9 protein-coding genes are annotated in these 18,637 nt (G+C 42.5%); 2 read left to right on the top strand and 7 right to left on the bottom strand.

Annotated elements, in window-relative coordinates; translation table 11 throughout:
* Nucleotides 1-10: 10 nt before the first annotated feature.
* Both RMY00_RS02075 and RMY00_RS02070 read right to left on the bottom strand, forming a co-directional pair.
* Nucleotides 11-4,924, bottom strand: coding sequence for an aminotransferase class III-fold pyridoxal phosphate-dependent enzyme (locus tag RMY00_RS02075; protein ID WP_322645966.1), 4,914 nt, complete (start codon nt 4,922-4,924; stop codon nt 11-13).
* A 3-nt stretch (nt 4,925-4,927) separates the two neighbouring features.
* Nucleotides 4,928-6,871: a non-ribosomal peptide synthetase gene (locus RMY00_RS02070; RefSeq protein ID WP_322645965.1), complete on the bottom strand. Its 1,944-nt coding sequence runs from the start codon at nt 6,869-6,871 to the stop codon at nt 4,928-4,930.
* Between the two features lie 1,940 nt (nt 6,872-8,811).
* Here RMY00_RS02070 and RMY00_RS02065 point away from each other — a divergent pair.
* Both RMY00_RS02065 and RMY00_RS02060 read left to right on the top strand, forming a co-directional pair.
* Nucleotides 8,812-8,937 (top strand): hypothetical protein, encoded by a 126-nt coding sequence (locus tag RMY00_RS02065; RefSeq protein WP_322645964.1) that lies wholly within the window; start codon nt 8,812-8,814, stop codon nt 8,935-8,937.
* A 395-nt stretch (nt 8,938-9,332) separates the two neighbouring features.
* The gene (locus tag RMY00_RS02060; protein ID WP_322645963.1) at nt 9,333-9,647 is read left to right on the top strand and encodes a hypothetical protein; all 315 of its coding nucleotides are present in this window, start codon (nt 9,333-9,335) and stop codon (nt 9,645-9,647) included.
* A gap of 83 nt (nt 9,648-9,730) precedes the next feature.
* On the opposite strand, the gene RMY00_RS02055 is transcribed toward RMY00_RS02060, so the two are convergent.
* The 5 genes from RMY00_RS02055 to RMY00_RS02035 form a co-directional block, all read right to left on the bottom strand.
* A complete protein-coding gene (locus tag RMY00_RS02055) occupies nt 9,731-10,114 on the bottom strand; it encodes a nuclear transport factor 2 family protein (RefSeq protein ID WP_322645962.1) in 384 nt (127 codons plus the stop codon).
* A 405-nt stretch (nt 10,115-10,519) separates the two neighbouring features.
* A complete protein-coding gene (locus tag RMY00_RS02050) occupies nt 10,520-11,245 on the bottom strand; it encodes a PEP-CTERM sorting domain-containing protein (protein WP_322645961.1) in 726 nt (241 codons plus the stop codon).
* A 342-nt stretch (nt 11,246-11,587) separates the two neighbouring features.
* Entirely contained in the window at nt 11,588-14,503 is a 2,916-nt protein-coding gene (locus RMY00_RS02045; protein ID WP_322645960.1) for an NHLP bacteriocin export ABC transporter permease/ATPase subunit, read from the bottom strand.
* 2 nt (nt 14,504-14,505) lie between these two features.
* On the bottom strand, nt 14,506-16,767 hold the full coding sequence (locus RMY00_RS02040) for an NHLP family bacteriocin export ABC transporter peptidase/permease/ATPase subunit (protein WP_322645959.1): 2,262 nt from the start codon (nt 16,765-16,767) through the stop codon (nt 14,506-14,508).
* Nucleotides 16,754-18,199, bottom strand: coding sequence for an NHLP bacteriocin system secretion protein (locus RMY00_RS02035; RefSeq protein WP_322645958.1), 1,446 nt, complete (start codon nt 18,197-18,199; stop codon nt 16,754-16,756). Before RMY00_RS02035 ends, RMY00_RS02040 begins: the two co-directional genes overlap by 14 nt.
* Between the last annotated feature and the right edge of the window lie 438 nt (nt 18,200-18,637).

Genomic DNA, 18,637 nt, shown 5'->3' with positions numbered 1-18,637 from the left:
TAACCCCGCTTCAGGAAACACTGGCAACTTGTAGATATTTGCCAGGTCGTTCGGTATCGGGAATATACCAGGCAGGGTTCCCTTGGGGATCTCGTCCTAATTTGGCATCAGGTTGCGGAGGACGATTACGTAGGCTGTTATTGGTAACTTCGCGGTTTGTTACTTCTATGGGTGGCACAGCTAAGAAGCCAGCAGACTGCATTTCGGCAATACTTTCTTTAAAAGCTGCCATTACGAAAGCCAAATCGGCTTCGGAATGAGCTGTCGTTAAGAAGCAAGGACGATGATCCCAAGTATGTACTCCCTTATCCCGCAGCAAGTAAAACAGTAAATCTCCGTAGGGGAACTCTGGTGCAGATTTCACCATGAAAAGGGAGCCGAAATTATAAGCTGTGAATGGAGCTTGAACTTGCTGGAAATAGCCCATAAGTTCCGCTACAAACTTATCAGTTCTGGCATTGAGATTTTGCTGCAAGCTGGGGCCACTCTGCTGTAAATGCTGAAGTACTGCTTTGGCGGCTGCAAGTGCTAGAGGATGGCGGACAAATGTACCAGCAAAGTATGTTACACCCACCTCTGGAACAGAGTCATCGCCAAACTGCCAAAACCCACCATCTAGAGCATCCATATATTGTGATTTGCCAGCAATGACTCCAATTGGTAGTCCACCGCCCACAATCTTGCCGTAAGTGGCTATATCTGCCTTTATACCAAAATGTGCTTGAGCGCCACCTGGATGAATTCTGAATCCGGTAACGATTTCATCAAAAATCAGAGCAATACCAGCTTCCTGAGTAAAATCACGCAGTTGCTGGAGGAATTCCTTGGGCTGATATTCAGGGCGACGGCTTTGCACAGATTCAACCATCACTGCTGCTAACTCATTGGCCCGATTTTTGAGGATTTCTAGAGACTCAGGTGAATCATAATCTAGTACCAAGATATTCTCTACCATTTCCGGCGGGATACCGGGAGCAGCAGCAATTGATCGGAGTTTTTTTGTTCCCCGAACAATTACTTCATCCAAAATACCGTGATAAGCTCCAGAAAAGATGGCGATTAAGTTACGCCCTGTGATGGTGCGCGCCATCCGCATCGCTCCCAGAACCGCTTCCGAACCTGTGTTGCAAAAGGCTGCTCGGTCAAAGTTGGTCAACTCACACATTAGCTTCGCCACTTCTCCAACTAAGGGAGTTTGTGGCCCAATTTCCATGCCGAGTTTCAGTTGTGCTTCAATTGCTTCGGTAATGAAAGGTGGCGACCAACCAAACAAATTTAAGCCAAAGCCATTGCTTAAATCAACATATTCATTACCATCAATGTCCCAAAGTTTAGAACCCGATGAACGAGACGCCACAATAGGGTAAACCATCTCTTTCATCGTCGGGTTAAAGCCAGAAACAGTTCTTGGGTCTGCCAGATAAGGGCGATGAGTTTGAGTATATTCTTTAGATTTTTTAGTCCGTTGTGTATATCTTTGGATAATTTTGTCTAGATGAGTGCGTTGTTGCGCTGTCAGAGTTTTAGTCTGGGTCTTTTCAATTCGAGCAGCCGCACCAAATGCTTTTTTCGCACCATTTGACTCTGTATCTACCAATGCTGATTCTTTACTCATTTGAGTAGCTGAGATAGATACAGCGTTTTGTGGCTTGACATGATTATTTTGAGATGTTGCCGCAGGTACAACTGGGATTGTTACAGATTGACTGTTGTTACCCAATAGGGCCAATTGCTGGCTCATGATTTGTAGCTGCTGATTAATCATAGTTTCTAGGAAACTAGATGCAATAGGTTGAGGTTGGGAAGAAATCTGAGGTGCAGATCCATTTGTATGAACTTCATGCACTGCCAAAGTGGGTGATGTGGTTGCAGGTGCTGGCGCTTCTGGAATAGAGTTTGCAACAGTTTCTGTTAATCCCAGTGCAGATAAAGTTTCGGGAGACAAGGCTTGATTGATCAAATCAGCTAGCGTTACTAAATTCGGGCAAATTTCTAGTAACTGCCTAAGTGTTACTTTGACTTTAAATTTTTTCTTCAAAGCTAACCCGACTTGCGTCAGAGATAAGGAATCTAAGCCCATTTCTAAAAACGTTGTCGAGTTGTCAACACTAGCGATTTCCAATCCCGAAGTTTCTTCGATAATTTCTTTGAGCAGGGGAATGAGCTTTTGCTGAGGGAATGTTGTCATAGTTTGGGTCTTTAATAACTGGGGATTTTGAAGCTTGGGATTTACTGCGCGATTGGGATGAGGTGGAGGATCAATCCAGAAGCGTTGGCGTTCAAAGGGATAAGTAGGCAGGGGAATTCGTTGTCGCGTTTCCCTTTGATAAAAGTTGCTCCAGTCAATAGATACTCCTGCTAGCCACAGTTGTCCTACTGCCTTGAGTAATGCCGTCCATTCGGCTTCGTTCTCGGCGTTATCACTTAGAGAAGCGATCGCTATCTGTTGTTTAATATCTTTTGCTTGTTGGCGGGCTAGGGTCGTAGTTGTGATTCGTGGCCCCACCTCTAAAAGTAGGCGTTCTGGCTGCTGCCATAGGGTTTGTACACCCTCGGCAAATCGCACAGTCTGACGTAGATGTGTAGCCCAATACATCGGATTGGTTGCTTGCAGGGCTGTAATCCAGTCGGCGGTAACTGTAGAAACAAAGGGAATTTGGGGTGGCGATAATTTAACTTTCCCAACTACCTCAGCAAAGGGGGCAATGATGCTATCCATCATTGGGGAGTGGAAAGCGTGGGAAGTGTGTAAATGGCGACAGACAACTTCTTCGCTTTCTAATTGTTTTTGCAGAGCCGCGATCGCCTCTGTGGGGCCAGAAGCTACACACAGGGAAGGGCCATTAATTGCGGCTATCGCTAGTTCTGCACTCAATCGCGGCTCTAACTCTTTGGCTGGTAGGCGTACTGAGAGCATAGCTCCTTTCGGTAACTCCCACATTAAGCGACCGCGAGTTGCAACTAACATCAGCGCATCTTCTAAAGTAAATACACCCGCTATACAGGCGGCGACAAATTCACCAATACTGTGACCAATCATGCCTTGGGGCTTAACCCCCCAACTTTGCCACAGTTGCGCTAAAGCATATTCAATGACGAATAATGCTGGTTGAGTAAAGCAGGTTTGCCGCAGAGAGATAGCCGCAGTTTCATAAGCGCTCGATGCAGGATACATGAGTTCTCGTAAATCCCTGCCTAACAAAGGTTTAAGGATTTCAGCACATCGATCTACTACCTCCTGAAACGCTGGTTCGCAGTTGTAGAGATTCAGTCCCATGTTCACATATTGCGATCCTTGTCCTGGGAACATGAAGATAACGCCTGGATTGCGGATTTCAGTATGACGGGTAGTTACTTGATTTGCATCTAAAGATTGGAGGGCTGCGATCGCATCTGTTATGTTGTGACAAACTATACTGCGTCGATAGTTGAAGGCTTTGCGCCCTCGCTGTAAGGTATAAGCCACATCGGCTAAGTTAATTTCGGTATTGTATTGTAAATGCTGCTGTAAATTCGCGGTTGCAGTCTCTAAAGCTTTACTAGTTTTTGCCGAGAGCAACAATAGCTGCTGTGGGCGAGAAGATCCGGAACTTTGGATTTGTGGCGCTTCTTCTAGCACAATATGAGCATTAGTACCACCGACACCAAAAGAACTCACACCAGCTCGTCGCGGAGTTTCACCCTCTGACCATTCAACTAGTTTGGTATTGACATAGAAAGGGCTGTTGGCAAAATCAATCTTGGGGTTGGGAGCCTCAAAATTTAAGCTAGGTGGAATCTTTTTATAATGCAGGGCGAGAGCGGTTTTAATTAACCCTGCGACCCCAGCCGCCGCAACTAAATGTCCGACATTGCTTTTAAGAGAGCCGATCGCACAAAATTGTTTTGCGTCTGTATGCACACGAAATGCTTGCGTCAGCGCTTCAATTTCAATTGGGTCGCCTAAGGGTGTAGCTGTACCGTGAGCTTCAATATAAGAGATGGTTTCTGGGTGAAAGTTGGCATCAGCTTGCGCCATTGCAACGGCCTCTGCTTGTCCGTCTACGCTGGGAGCCGTAAAGCTCACCTTATCAGCGCCGTCATTATTGATACCAGATCCCCGAATTACAGCATAGATGCGATCGCCATCATTGAGTGCATCTTCTAAACGCTTGAGGACAACCACTCCTGCGCCATTGTTGAACATTGTCCCCTGAGCGCTGGCGTCAAAGGGACGACAATGCCCATCTCCAGACAACATACTGCCTTCTTGCGCCACATAGCCACTATTTTGGGGTGTAGTCATAGATACACCACCAGCTAAGGCTATATCGCACTGATAGTTGCTTAAGGCTTGGCAAGCCTGAATAATTGCTACTAAAGAAGTAGAACAAGCCGTATTAACACTGACAGCCGGACCCTTGAGGTTGAGCTTGTAAGCAGCACGAGTAGTTAAAAAGTCTTTTTCATTTGCTAGCATCGTTTGGAACTCACCGATGCGATCAACAATTTCCATACGTCCAGAAATGTGGTTAGCAAAATAAGTATTTTGACCACAACCAGCGTACAAACCAATCAAACCCTCAAAAGACTCTGATTCATAACCAGAATTTTCTAGGGCTTCATAAACCAACTCTAGAAAAACTCTAGCCTGTGGGTCCATAACCACAGCTTCCAGTGAATTAATGCCGAAGAAGGCAGCATCAAAGGTTTCTCCCCCAGGAATGATTCCTTTAGCTTTTACGTAGCTAGGATCTTTGCAAAGGTTCGGGTCAATACTGGGATCTAGCTCCTCATCTTCAAAAAAAGTCGTTGACTCTAATCCCTCACACAGATTGTGCCAAAACTCATTGACATTCCTAGCGCCAGGAAATCTTCCTACCATGCCAATAATGGCAACACCATCAATAGGATCTTGGTTATCAGATGCTTGCATATTCACCATTTCTTAAACACCTTGTTGATGATTACGGCGGCGAGTTCTAGCGGCTTGTTGGCGTTGAGCACGATTTTGCAGCTTGTCAAAAGACGGTTGGCTATTCTGGCTTGAATGCAAATACTTTGCTAAAGAACCAATCGTTGAATACTGAAATAACTTAACAGCCGATAGCTCAATACCAAGTTCCTGTTGCACTCGCACAGCAACTTGTAGAATTGAGATTGAAGTTCCTCCCAAATCAAAGAAGTTATCATCAATCCCAACGCGATCAATTTTGAGTAATTCAGACAAAATACCTGCAAGCAGACGCTCTAAATCAGTTTGGGGAGAAATGTAGGCTTGTTCTAGTTGCGGACGTTCTCTACTTGGTGCTGGCAATTTATGTCTATCAACTTTGCCATTTGCAGTCAAAGGGAGTGATTCTAACATCACAAACGCTGATGGCACCATGTAATTAGGTAGTCGCCCTTGTAAGAAACTACGCAATTTATTATGCGTGTATCTACTGTTATAGTAAGGAACAATATAAGCTGTCAACTGTTTTTCACCTATTTCATCCTGACGAGCTAAAACAACAATTTCACGAACGTCAGGATGTTGTGCAATTTCACGTTCAATCTCCCCTAATTCAATTCGGAAACCGCGAATTTTTACCTGATTGTCAACCCGGCCTAAGAACTCGATATTGCCATCGGGAAGATAACGAGCTAAATCTCCGGTTTTATAAAGGCGAGTTGCTAAATTGCTATCCAAGGAGTGAAAAATAAATTTTTCGGCAGTCAAGTCAGGACGGTTCAAATAGCCTCTAGACAATCCATCACCACCAATGTAAAGTTCGCCAATTTTTCCAAATGATACTGGTTGTAGGTTGTTATCTAATATATAAACTTGAGTATTCGCAATTGGACGACCAATAGGAATAGAAACATCTGGTTGCAGTGGCGCTGTTATAGGATGGCAACAGGTAAAAGTTGTATTCTCAGTTGGACCATAGCCATTAATCAGCTGACAGTTCTCTACTGTTTGGATAAATTTCTGCACATGGGGAACAGATAAAACATCGCCACCAGCTAAAAGTTGCCGCAAGGGTTTTAAAGCATCAATTTTCTCATCTACTATAAGGTGGAATAAACCGGCTGTCAGCCAAAGAGTAGTAACTTGATACTGTTGAATAATCTGCCCTAATTCTTCTAAGGATGGGGTATGAGGAGGGCAAATTATTAGCCGACCACCGTTAAGTAAGCAACCCCAAATTTCAAAAGTTGAAGCATCGAAGGAAAGAGGAGCGAGTTGAAGAATTATTTCTTCATCTGTGAGGTGAACATAATTAGTTTTTTTGACTAACCTAACTACACCACGATGGATAACGCTAACACCTTTGGGTGTACCTGTAGAACCTGAGGTATACATGACATAAGCCAAGTTATCAGCAGTGATGCTAGTGCTTAAGTTCTCATTTTTATTTTGGGCAATCTTATGCCAATCTGCATCTAGGCAAATTAAAAATGCTGTATGAGTAGGTAATTTCGTAATTAGTTCTTTTTGAGTTAATAGTACTGATACCTGAGTATCTGACAGCATGAAAGCTAAACGTTCTTGCGGGTATCCTGGATCTAATGGTACATAAGCTCCACCTGCTTTGAGAATAGCTAAAAGTGCTACAACCATTTCAAAGGATCGCTCTATGCAGATTCCTACAAGAGTTTCTGTTCCCACCCCTACTGTTTGGAGATATTGTGCTAGTTGATTAGCATGACTATTCAAATCTCTGTAGGTGAGATGCTGATTATTAAAGATTAGTGCTACAGCATCAGGTGTTTTATCTACTTGTGCTTCAAATAATTGATGAATACACGCTTGTCGAGGATAATCAGTTTGAGTATCATTCAACTCAAATAGTAGGTGATTTTTGGATTCTTTCAAAATAGGTAATATCAAGTTATTTCGTTTCAAGTTATTTTTTGATAATGAAGCTTGACACTGAGTTGCCAGCAATTAATTATTATTTTTCGTATTTATAAAAACAGATAAAGTTATTAAGATGGAAAAACCTGAAATTATCAATATATCTTGATACTCATAATACATAACAATTACTACCCATAATCATAATAAAGTTACAGTGAAGTTAAGGCTTAGATATTTTCGATAATTACTACGGTAGACTTTATAAGTAAAAACCCCAACTATCGTTTCTAGAGTGCATATACATATTGAAGGTATACCTAAAAAATTCAAATGTCCATAGTTAAATTTTATTAATAAAAATAAACATCTTAAGGAACTTAGATAAATCTTTAAATCACATATTTTTGGAAGTTTCACTAAAAAAATAATAATAAAGCTAATAGCATGTACGTAATTCACTCTGTACTACTTGACCATGCAGGCTCATTCCAAACCAAACCTACAATTTTTCTTAAATGAACCCTATTGATTTATAGTTTCGTTGTTAGCTTTAAATTTATATTAAAAAACTCATTTCACAAGAAACTAGGCTGTAATACTACAATGTTTGTATGAAAGGAGACTGACTTTAAGATTTGGTTTTCTCATTTTGACTTATTTTTTCAAAATTGTAGTTATTTTCAATACATCTTCATTGAAAATTAAAACTTTAAAGATGGTTTGCAATGGGAGTATTAACTGTACGTTCGCTAATTTTGAGATGGCAAGAGAAGTAAAGAGCTTGAGGGGAAAGGAATAGAATGATTTTTCTGACTTTTCTCGTTAAGTTTCTTTTGCAAGCTGCCAGCCTTCACAAAGGTCGTGCAATTTTAACTAGCCTCGCCACAGTACCTGAATACCAATAGAGGTTTTATGTCGATGTTCTAAGTAACTCCCTAAACGAGCGATCGCTCTCAAAGCGGGATGTAGACATCACCCAAAATATTGAATGTGCTGCAAGAATATCAATTGCCTATTGAAGGTCTAATGTATAAGACGGTTGACAACAGCTTTGACCATAGAGCAAACCAATTCGTAATTCGCAATTAAAATACTAGGCAAAAATACTCTGGCTCAAATATTAATACTAATTGTTTTTTTAGAATTTAAATTAGGAACTTAAATTTTTGAATGAATTTTCAATACTTCAGCTTTGCTCAGTACGAGTTTCGTCCGTCATTACAAATTGCGAATTGCGAATTGCAAATTTTGGTGGTGGTTGTCGCTACTAAAGCTAGGCGTAGCTTTAGAGAAAGTTTCTTTATACAACTCAAATGTCTTTTCAACCCCTCTATAACTGCTGCTTCACGAAAAATTTGATGTAGACATAAACCCTAAAAGCCTTGCTGCATATAAGTTTTTTAATTGCGTTAGTGTAGCGGGGCGTAGCCCATTGAGAATTGTGAATTGGTATGATTCGTCCTCATTTTGGGTTACAGAGAAAATATTGGCTATAGCGCAGTTAGTGAACTTTTGTAAATATCGCGTGTCGTCTGCGAAAAACTTATGAGATGGAAATGAAAACTCAATAGACACAGTATCTGCCAAATTATTGGACAGAATCATTTATGAACTTTTGTAAATAATTAGCTGGTTCTACATAAAATTTTTCCCTAATCTTAAGTCAAACTTTAACAAACCACTCACACAAAGACTCAGGAGAGCAATTGTATAACTGATAACAAAATATTAGTCAATCAGGAGAAAGAGACATGCTTAATAAAAGCATTAAACCAATTCGCAATGGGCTTCGCCCCGCTCCGCTAACGCAATTCGCAATGGGCTTCGCCCCGCTACGCTAACGCAATGGGCAACTCTTGGAGACGCTAAAAGCGAACGCCCCGCCACGCTAACGCAATTACGTTTTGTAACGGGGATTTTACCCGACACAAAACGTGCTGCCTGTAGAGGCAGGGGACTTAAACCCCCAAACTTTGTCAAAAAAAATGGCAGCTAATCAAACAGTCCAGTTTTCCTATAAAACAGCATTAATAGAAGGATTTGAAATATTGACTGACGAGCAATGTCAAGCAATATCTAAAGGTAGTGTATTAAATAAAGTGCAAAAGTAGGGTTCGTTAGATGAAAGTACGCCACTATTGTAAGTTAAATCAAAATTGCAGGTTATTAAATTTGTGTTTTTAATCCTAATGAGTCTAAATCTTGTTCTAAATAAAACATAAAAGCGTTCTGCTTCTTACCTCTTCAATAAAAGCAGAATCGCATTAAAGGTAATACAAAGTGTTCTTGCTTGAATTCCACGTTTTTCAACGTGGTTTTTTTTGCCTAATGAGGAAAGGTAGTTACACTATTTGACACGGGAGCATCCCTCTTTGGCAGATATTCGGGACAAAAAATATTACTATTGTGGCCGAGACTGGGAAGATGTCAAAGCTAAATTGCAATCGCTTAGTATCAGGCGGGATGATCTAATGGAGAATTAGTTCTTAAAAGAGGCGATCGCAAGATGACAATAATTCATCCCATTAGATACCGAATCATTGAGCGTAAAATCACATTTGAAAAGTCTTACTGGCATTTTCTTAGAGGTAAAACTTTTTACAACCCATTAAATTTGCCAGATGGCGATATTGAATTCATGTTTGGCACAACTAAAAAGAAAGTTGTTATTGAACTATTTCGGATCAATGGTGGAAAGCCAGGATACTACTTGGCTGACCTCCGCAAGAAAGAATATTATTACTGTGGAACCGATCCAGAAAATATTAAAGTACAATTGCGATCGCTTGGTATCGGGCGGGATGATCCAATGGAGAATTAGTTCTTAAAAGAGGCGAACAAGCGATTGGTACAGGTATGACGAAATACGTGCAAATAGAGATCATCGAAAAGCTCTGGCAGTCTTCAGTTGCCGATGTTTAACGTAACCACACTTCCTGCAATTACTTTCCAGTTTTTTTCAAATAGCTTCCAAACCCTGAGATAACGGAATTTGCCATCAATTTCTTGCCCTAAATAGTTTCCTTTGATCTCTACCGTAACGGCAACAACAATGTCGTCTCCGACCATGTTTAGCATTAGATCACTTGATTCAATTGTATGCAGGTTGATATTTCCCGAACGGTAATTTTCCAGATCCATCGCTTTGGTTGCCGTTTCCCCACTAGGCCCGTTAAAGAGAAGCTGATCGTGAAGCAGTTGATCCAAAAGTTCCACGTTATTGGTTTTCATCGCTGAGAGAAGATTTTTCTCGTTAGCGATGACCTGGGCTTTGGGGGTGGCATCCATACTGTTTGTTGTTTAATTTGACCCTAGATGAGTTCATAGTACAGGGTGTGAAGCCAACGAGCAAGGTGGCTAGACCATACCTGTTTTGAGTAAACTTGCTGCAACCATAAGCAAGTTTAATCAGGCGACGAAGTTATACAAGTTATAGCGTTTACGTTTAATCTGCTAACCTTGAATCGTTGCATAAATGTAAGCGATCGCTATCAGTAAAACTAGAGAAATCAAGCGTTCACTTTCAACATTCTGGTTAGAAAACAAACCAGAAGTTGCTAAATAGTATTGGCAGGAATGATTTGAGAAAATTCTGGACTGTACGCCAGTTTATGCCCATATTTAGCTTTGATCAGTATTCGTTAAGGTTGCTTATGTGACTTATTGCCATCTTTTCTGCTTTCGCTGATAGTTTTAGGAAACTTTTTCGAGCTTATTATCAGTTAATTTGGATAGCTTTTTACGTTTCAATAATAAATGTGTGCTAAAAGTGCCGAGAGCAAGTAAGCTCACGATAGATGTGGGTTCAGGGACACTGATTATAGTTGCAGAAAACCTAATGGGTAATTCACTATCTTCTGTTCCCAAATTTTCAAAACCTGGTGTTAACGGTGGTGCAGAAAAAATCTCTAAATAACCCGGTGTCGGCAAGAAACTAGCAAAAAAAGGACTCACAAAGTTTCCTCCTGATGTAGAATAACCAAAACCATCACCCGTTAACTGTTGACTATTAAGACTAATTAAATTATCAACATTAAAAGGTTCGTTTCCTGAGATTGGAGTCCCTGCGGCTTGTAAACCAGTAATTGTTTCACCATTACGTGTACCAGTAATTCCAGAAATTAAGTAATAACCTAATTCGTTAGGGGTGTCATTCGTGATGAAAGTTCCGTTCGCTTCTATACCAGTACCAGAATAATTCCAGTTCCAATTTATTGCAGAGGCGGTTTGTATTGTTCCAAAAACTAAGCCAAACGTGGTAGTAAGGACTGTAGCAGATAGTAGAGCTAAATTTTTCCTAGAGGTCGTTAGTGCGATCGCTTTCAACATAACAAAGGTGATCCCGATTCTTGTAGAGAGTTCCCATGTATTATACGGAAACTGGTGAAGGTTAGTATTATTTAAGCAAAGAGAATTCAAGAAGCTTTGTACTTAGTTCAATACGGGTTTTCGGTATTCTGCCGACATGAGCTGCGATCGCTAAATGAATCTGCGTTGATAAATGCTTCAGAAAAAAAGTCAGTGGATGTGTAATGTTTATTTGTGTAACAGCTTATTGACGCTGCAAGTAAGAGTTTTTATCAGTATTTGTGCAACTCTTGGCAATGATATTTTAACAGGTAGTCAGGTAATGGCTTTCACAAATCTCAACTAACTAGTGGTCTATCGCATTAATTCTGCTGGGTTGTAGAGACGCAAAATTTCGCGTCTATATAGGGTTTTGGTAACAAACTAATCAATCAGAACTTATGAGACAGACCACTAGGCCATTTGCCGAGCCATTAATTGGGCAAATAAACCTTCAACAGCAGCAAGTTCCTCAAAAGTTCCTTGTTGTGCAACCCGCCCTGCCTGAAGTACATAAATGCGATCAGCATTACGGATAGTGCTAAGTCGGTGAGCGATCGCAATTCTGGTAACTTGTAACTTATCCAAGCTTTCGCTGACAATAGCCTGGGTTCTGTTATCGAGCGCACTAGTAGCTTCATCGAATAACAAAATACGGGGTTTTAATGCTAGAGCGCGAGCAATCAATAACCGTTGTCGTTGTCCTCCAGAGAGATTGCCACCTCCTTCACTAATCACAGTGTGCATAGACATGGGCATAGCTGCAACATCGTCAGCAAACCCAGACATACGAGCTGCCTCCCAAGCTTCATCAAGTGTAATCCCAGCGCCGCTAGCAATGTTGTCGAAAATGGAAGCCGACATCATCCGACCATTTTGCAGGACAACACCTAACTGTCGGCGCACTGCATCAACATCCAACCCAGATAAATCTTGGCCATCATAATAAATAGTGCCATCTTCAGGAGCTTCAAACCCCAATAGCAATCTAAATATAGTAGATTTACCGCTCCCAGAACCACCTACAAGTGCGATAAACTCCCCAGGCTCGGCATACAAACTCACATCATTTAGGATCAGAGGGCCATCTTGTCGGTAGCGGAATGTGACATGATCTACAGCGATTTTGCCCATGAGCTTACCAGGATCGGCTTTGCCCAGATCCACTTCTGGTATAGTTTCTAAAATTGGTTGAGCGCGTTTCCACTGAGGGACAACTTGCAAAGCGCCAGTAACTGTATTGCTTACGTCTGTGGCACCTTTAATAAAAGTACCAAACGCACTGTTAAAAGCTAAAAAAGTCCCAATTGTTAGTCCAATCGCACCTGTCGTCTGAGCCTCCTGAAGCTGTTGGATAGTAAACCAAAACAGAACACCAGAAGTCACCGTGGGCATGACTGTATTAAAAAGGGCAACACCATCTTCAACGTTTTGGGTGCTGAGTTCGAGTTTTATTTGTCGGCTGTAGTTTTTACTCCAAGAGGCGAAACCGCGCTCTTGCGCCCCAGCCACACGCAGTTTAGAAATGCCATTGATTAGTTGTACTGTCTGTCCAAAGATATTTCCCTTGATTTCCAGCAGTGGGCGAACTTTGCGGACGAGGAGCATACCAGAGAGTGTAGTAACAGCTACAACAACTACTGCTACAGCCACAGCAACCAAAGCTAATTTCCAACTATAGTAAAACAAAAGTCCTAAGTTTAATAATGAAAACAGACCAGTGATCAGAGTAGTCAGGGTTGTGCCACTTAGTAGGCGACGGATTGTACTAATTGATGTCACACGAGACTGAAGATCCCCTGTAGTATACTGGCGGAAAAAGGATACTGGTAGGTTTAGCAGCCGATCCCACACAGCAGCTTGAGTAGAGGCATCGGAAATTGTTTCCACCCGCAACAGGGCAAATCCTTGAGCCAGCCGAAATACTGCCGTCCCAAAAGCTGCAACCAGCAACCCCAAACCAACTTGGAGTAATAATCCGCGATCGCTATCTGGAATGGCGTTGTCAATTAAAATGGCAGTGGCCTGGGGTGTGAGCATACCCAGCAGTGTCGTGGCAATCCCAGTTAAAAAAACGATTAGTATATCTCTGCCACGATTCTTAAGCGCGAACCGAAATAAATCGCTAGCGTTAAGAACTTTATCGGGCAAAGACCGATAAAACATATAAGCAACGGGCGCTAGTGTAGAAGCAATAAAGGCATCTACGATCAGACGAGTGTCATCGCTTGGATCAAATATTTCGTAGCGAGTAGCAGAAACGGGCAGGAGTGCCACTGGTCGGTTATCCTCTTGGGTGTAGGCAACCAAAGGGCCACAGTCCTTTTGCCACCAGTTGTCCCGCAATAAAATCTGTCGCATCCTTAACCGCGAAGCTCTAACAATTGCTTCCAATGGCTCCTTCACCCGCTTCAGGTTCTCTGACTTAGCTGGGGGGCGAATTTTTACACCTAAAGACCTGCCCACAGCACCAGCAACAACTAACAACGGCGCGCCTTCCAGGAAAAAAGTTGCTTCTTGAGTTCCCAAGGAAGATGCTAGTTCGCCTAGAGCTTCTGCTGTCACTTGACGATTGAGACGTTCCCGATCAGTCAGGCGTTGTAGTTCTTCTTGGGTTTCCTGCTGTTCTAGGAAGTTGATATATTCCAGCAGTTGAGTATGAAACTGGGAAAGTCCCTCAAGCAGGATATCTGCATTGCGGATGGCGCTTGTGGAAGCCGTGGCAAGCTGAACTTCCCCTACAGCTTGTAACCAGATACCATCGCTAAGGGGGAAAATTCCCGATGTCGGATCTAGAGTTAGTTCCTCAAGCCCCATCCAGTGGACATTTCCTTGCTGAATTTGTACCCAAGCGATCGCCTGGGGTTCTGGCTGGAGAGTTTGACGATCAATTAAAGAAAATCGCGCTTCTCCCACTGCTCGGACTTGAATTGCTGGAGTGGCGATATGGGAAAGTGTAGTGTTGATTTGCTCTACCCAACCCTCCACCAAAGAAACTATTCTAGTATCCCCATCAACAACTAACTCCTCAAAGTATTCTCGGTCTACCTTCAGCAATTCAGTTTCTCCCATCGGCACTGCAAGAAGTTGGCGGTGCTCATGAATGCAGTCAAAAGCCGTTCCGAAAAGTGCTTCTTCGGGATAAAGAGTGAACAAATAACGGCGATTTCCTTGGGTGATGCCATTTTTAATAGTGACAGCAAACAACGCTACAGAGCCGGACTGCACCACCCAAATGGTCTGCGGGTCGTCTAGCAGTATTGGCTCATTGCCTTTTAGGCTGTATAGTTGCCCCTGTAAGTCTTTGCCTCTGATTTGGTTAATGACCATAATTAAGCTCCCTCTTCACTGCTGATTAACCGTGAGTACACCCCCTCTACTTGCCATAATTCTTCGTGAGTACCTCGTTGCACTACCTTTCCACGTTCAAGGACGATGATTTCATCACAGTCGCGGATCGTGCTTAATCGGTGTGCAACAATTAGGCAGGTACACCCACGTCGCCGCAGATTTTGGTCAATAATTTTTTCCGTCTCGGAATCTAGGGCGCTGGTAGCTTCATCCATAATCAGGATTGAGGGATTGTTCACCAAGGCGCGAGCTATTTCTAATCGCTGTCGTTGACCTCCACTTAAATTGGCGGCTCCTTCAATTAGTTCTGCATCAAATCCGCCAGACATGGAGAAAATTACATCATCAATGGCAGCATCCTTACTAGCTCGCACTAAATTTTTATCTGGTACTGTGGTGTCCCATAAAGTTAAATTATCCCTAACAGTTCCGCCAAACATCAAAATATCCTGCTCCACCAAAGCGACGGAGTTAGTTAATATCGATTGCGGAATCTGCTTTCTAGGTTGACCATCAAAGCAAATTTCTCCCTCCCAAGGTTCATAGAGTCCGCTTACTAGTTTGGCAATAGTAGATTTGCCAGACCCGCTCCCGCCTACTAAAGCTACTCGCCCTCCAGGCTTGACCGAGAGGCTAAAGTTTTCAATCAAAGGCGGATCTAAGCGGCTATAGCCAAATGTCACATTCTCTAGTTCGACATACCCCTGTAATCTAGGCAGAAAAGATGAGTCAGATAAAAAGATTTTTTCTCCCCCTGCTCCCTGCTCCCTGCTCCCCTGCTCCCCTACTCCCTCAATTGGGTTATCCAACACATCATCTAAGCGAATCAAATTGCCCTCCATTTCTTGGAGGGTACTGCCGAAATTGACGAGATTGTTAACAGGGAGCAAAAAGCTCTGCATCAGTCCTTGAAAGGCTATTAGCATTCCGATGCTGAGGTGTCCATCCATCACTCGTAAACCACCTACAACTAATAAAGCCATTGATGAGAGCGAAGACAAAAGTGTAGGTAATACTGAAAAAGTCTGGTTTGTCACCCCTAGTTCTTGCTGAGAATTGATTGCCTTGGTGTAGTAACCTGACCACCGCGAAAAGAAATCTGATTCTAACCCTGATGCTTTGAGAGTTTCTATACTTTGGAGAGCTGCGATGGATGCGCCAGCCGCTTTACCATACTCTTGAATTAATCGCTGATTAGCATCGACGCGCTGACGAGAGATCCATTGCAAGGTTAAAACATTTACAGTAGCAAAACTAGCTACAACCAAAGTCAGTACCCAGTCATATTGGAGCATGACTAAAGCGTAAAAAATTACCATTACCGCATCAATGACTGTGGTCGCCAATCGCCCTGAAAGCACATCAGCAACTTGGTCGTTGAGACTAGTGCGGTTACTAATTTCACCTGCAAACCGTTGGGCGTAAAAACCAACTGGTAAACGCAGGATATGCCAAAGAAAACGACTGGACATTCCTACAGACAGCTTGACTTTCAAGCGGCGCAGATAACGCAATCGCAGTAGTGTTAATACTCCTTGTAGAACTGCTGCGATCGCCATTGCCAATAACAACGGACGTAGCCAATGCTGCCGTCCTTGCACCAGGATTTCATCTACAAACACTTGACTAAATACTGGTACTGCCAGCCCGACAAGTGTTAACAAAAACCCTGCGACTAGACAGTAAATTAAGACACCAATAGCACCCTTGAGTCGTGACCACAGCGATAAAATCAGGCTAGGTTTACGTCCCCCTTTTTCAAACTCTGGCCCTGGTTCTACAACCAACACTACTCCGGTATACCCCTCGTCAAATTCCTGTTGAGACACCTTTCGCGGCCCAGTGGCTGGGTCATTAAGATAGACCCAATTAGAACTAAATCCCTCTACTACCAAGAAGTGGTTGAAGTTCCAAAACACAATATAGGGAGGGCTAAGGTCTGGAAGTTGATCCAGTTCCTTCTTAAAGCCTTTTGCTTGGAGTCCATAGCTTCTGGCAGCTTTGAGGACGTTGGAAGCTTTACTGCCATCGCGGGAGACTCCACACTCTCGACGCAGTTCTGGCAAAGGCACAATCCGACCATAGTAACCCAAAATAATTCCCAAAGCTGCGGCACCACATTCTACTGCCTCCATTTGCAAAAGCGTGGGTGTCTTGACCCGCTTGAGAGGATTTTTCAGCAGGTTTTGCAGGTATTGCAAAGGATTAATCGGTGCCACTAATGATGGATTAGTAGATACCACTGACAGACCTCAGAATAGGTAAAACAAACGTAATTGGCGATCGCTCTTCCACCTTGACTCGCACAGATGTAGTCGTTCCAGAAGAGATTTTTAAATGCGGCCCATCGGAAGAAGACCACTTATAACCGCTAAAAATGGTAGAATCTGGCTGCAAGTCAGCAAATACTTGAATAACTGCCTCTTGCTTCTCACCCATCAAACCGGTTAGCACTTCAGGATTACCCACTACACTAGCGGCTGCTTCTCTGGTAATCGGAAATGGTGAGACAGTGGTAATCTTACCGACAATACCGCCAAAGCGTTCCCGCTTTACGGTTTGGGGTGTAATTTGCAGCGTCATACCTGGTTGAATTTTTTTGCCTTCTCCAACCGGAAAATAAGTAATGCCAACCATTTTGCTAGATGGATTTTCTGCATCTATGCTTCCTAAACGGGTTCCAGCATTAATGACTTGCCCCGTTGTCACAGTGATTTCAAGAATACGTCCTGAGTGTTGAGAGATAATCTGGCTGTTATTACCTAATTGTTGTTCTAGTTTGGCAATCTCTCGCCTGACTTCTTGAATCTCATTTTTGCGGGTAGTTGCAGTTTGCAGGTCTTCTTGAGCGAGAGTCGCTGCTTTACTGTTCTGTTCTTGCAACTGAGCTTGAATGTTTTTGATTTCGTTCAGATTTGAGAGATATTGCTGTTGTGCATCTGCTTCCTTAAGGTCTAGTTGCTTCAACTGAGATTGTGCTTCATCAATGCTTGCACGGGCATCGTCGTATTGTTGCCGTGCTTCTAAGACCACATCATCAGGAATTGCCCCTTCTTTCAATAGCTTCTGGCGGTTTTGTAGTCTTTTTTTATGAGTAGGAAGCAGCCCTTGGAGTGTTTGCAAGCGTCGCTGTAAGTTGAGGCGATCGCGCCCGATTGACACTAGCCCTTTCTCCCTCAACACGGGTGTCAAATCCTGCACAATCTTGAGTCTTTGCTCAAGAGTTAAGCGTTGCTCTTGGATTGCTTTTGTATCAAGCTGCTGACGCTGCCCTTGTAACAAACTAGCGTTGCGATCCTGATCCTCCAGTTGGACTAGTTTAGCTCGCGCTAGTTGTAATTGCTTACGCAAATCAACTTGGTCAACTGTTGCTAATACATCTCCCTTTTTGACGACATCTCCAACATTGACATTTAGAGCCAGTAACTGCCCTGCACCTTTCGATTGCAACGGCAAAACGTTGCGTGGATAAATTAATACCCCTTGACCTTCTACTGTAATGGGAATCCGTCCATAGATACTCCAGATTACGGCAACTGCTACCAAAGAACCCAAAGCAGTTAGAGGCAGCCAGCTTTTAGGACTGACCACCTGCATTAATTGATCTAGTCTTTCAGGTGAAGATAAACGCTCCAATGACTCTTTTCGGAATAGGTTTTGTTTTTGTTCGACCATTTAGAATGCCTCGACAATCACTTCTGCTTGAACTGAGGACTGAAAAATTTGGTGGCAGGTTTAAATTCCTGATCAAAGGCTACCGTTGGTGCTGAAGTTAAGTTAAATGGCTGACATTAAAAAGCTGAGTACCCGTTCTATTTAAAAGTGTAAGTAGTAAAATCTCTGAAAACAATCTACTTTTTTTTGATAAAACTAGCATTTTTTTAGATATAGTTTATTAATAACAACGGATAGATTGTTAGATATTTTTGTAAAAAAATATATTCAAAAATAAGATATATTTAAAGACACGTTCAGCAAATTAATGCGTAGCAGACAGAATCACTGCTTTAGAGTTAGGTGCTGATAACTATGGTGTGGAGTTTAGCTTATTAGAATTGTTAGTAAATCATTCAAGAAAATTTTTTTTGTGATTAGAAGTGTTACAATTATGGA

Origin of the sequence: Nostoc sp. ChiVER01 (assembly GCF_034531155.1) — a bacterium.
Taxonomy (GTDB): domain Bacteria; phylum Cyanobacteriota; class Cyanobacteriia; order Cyanobacteriales; family Nostocaceae; genus Nostoc.
This window is presented reverse-complemented; position numbering and strand designations above follow the sequence as displayed.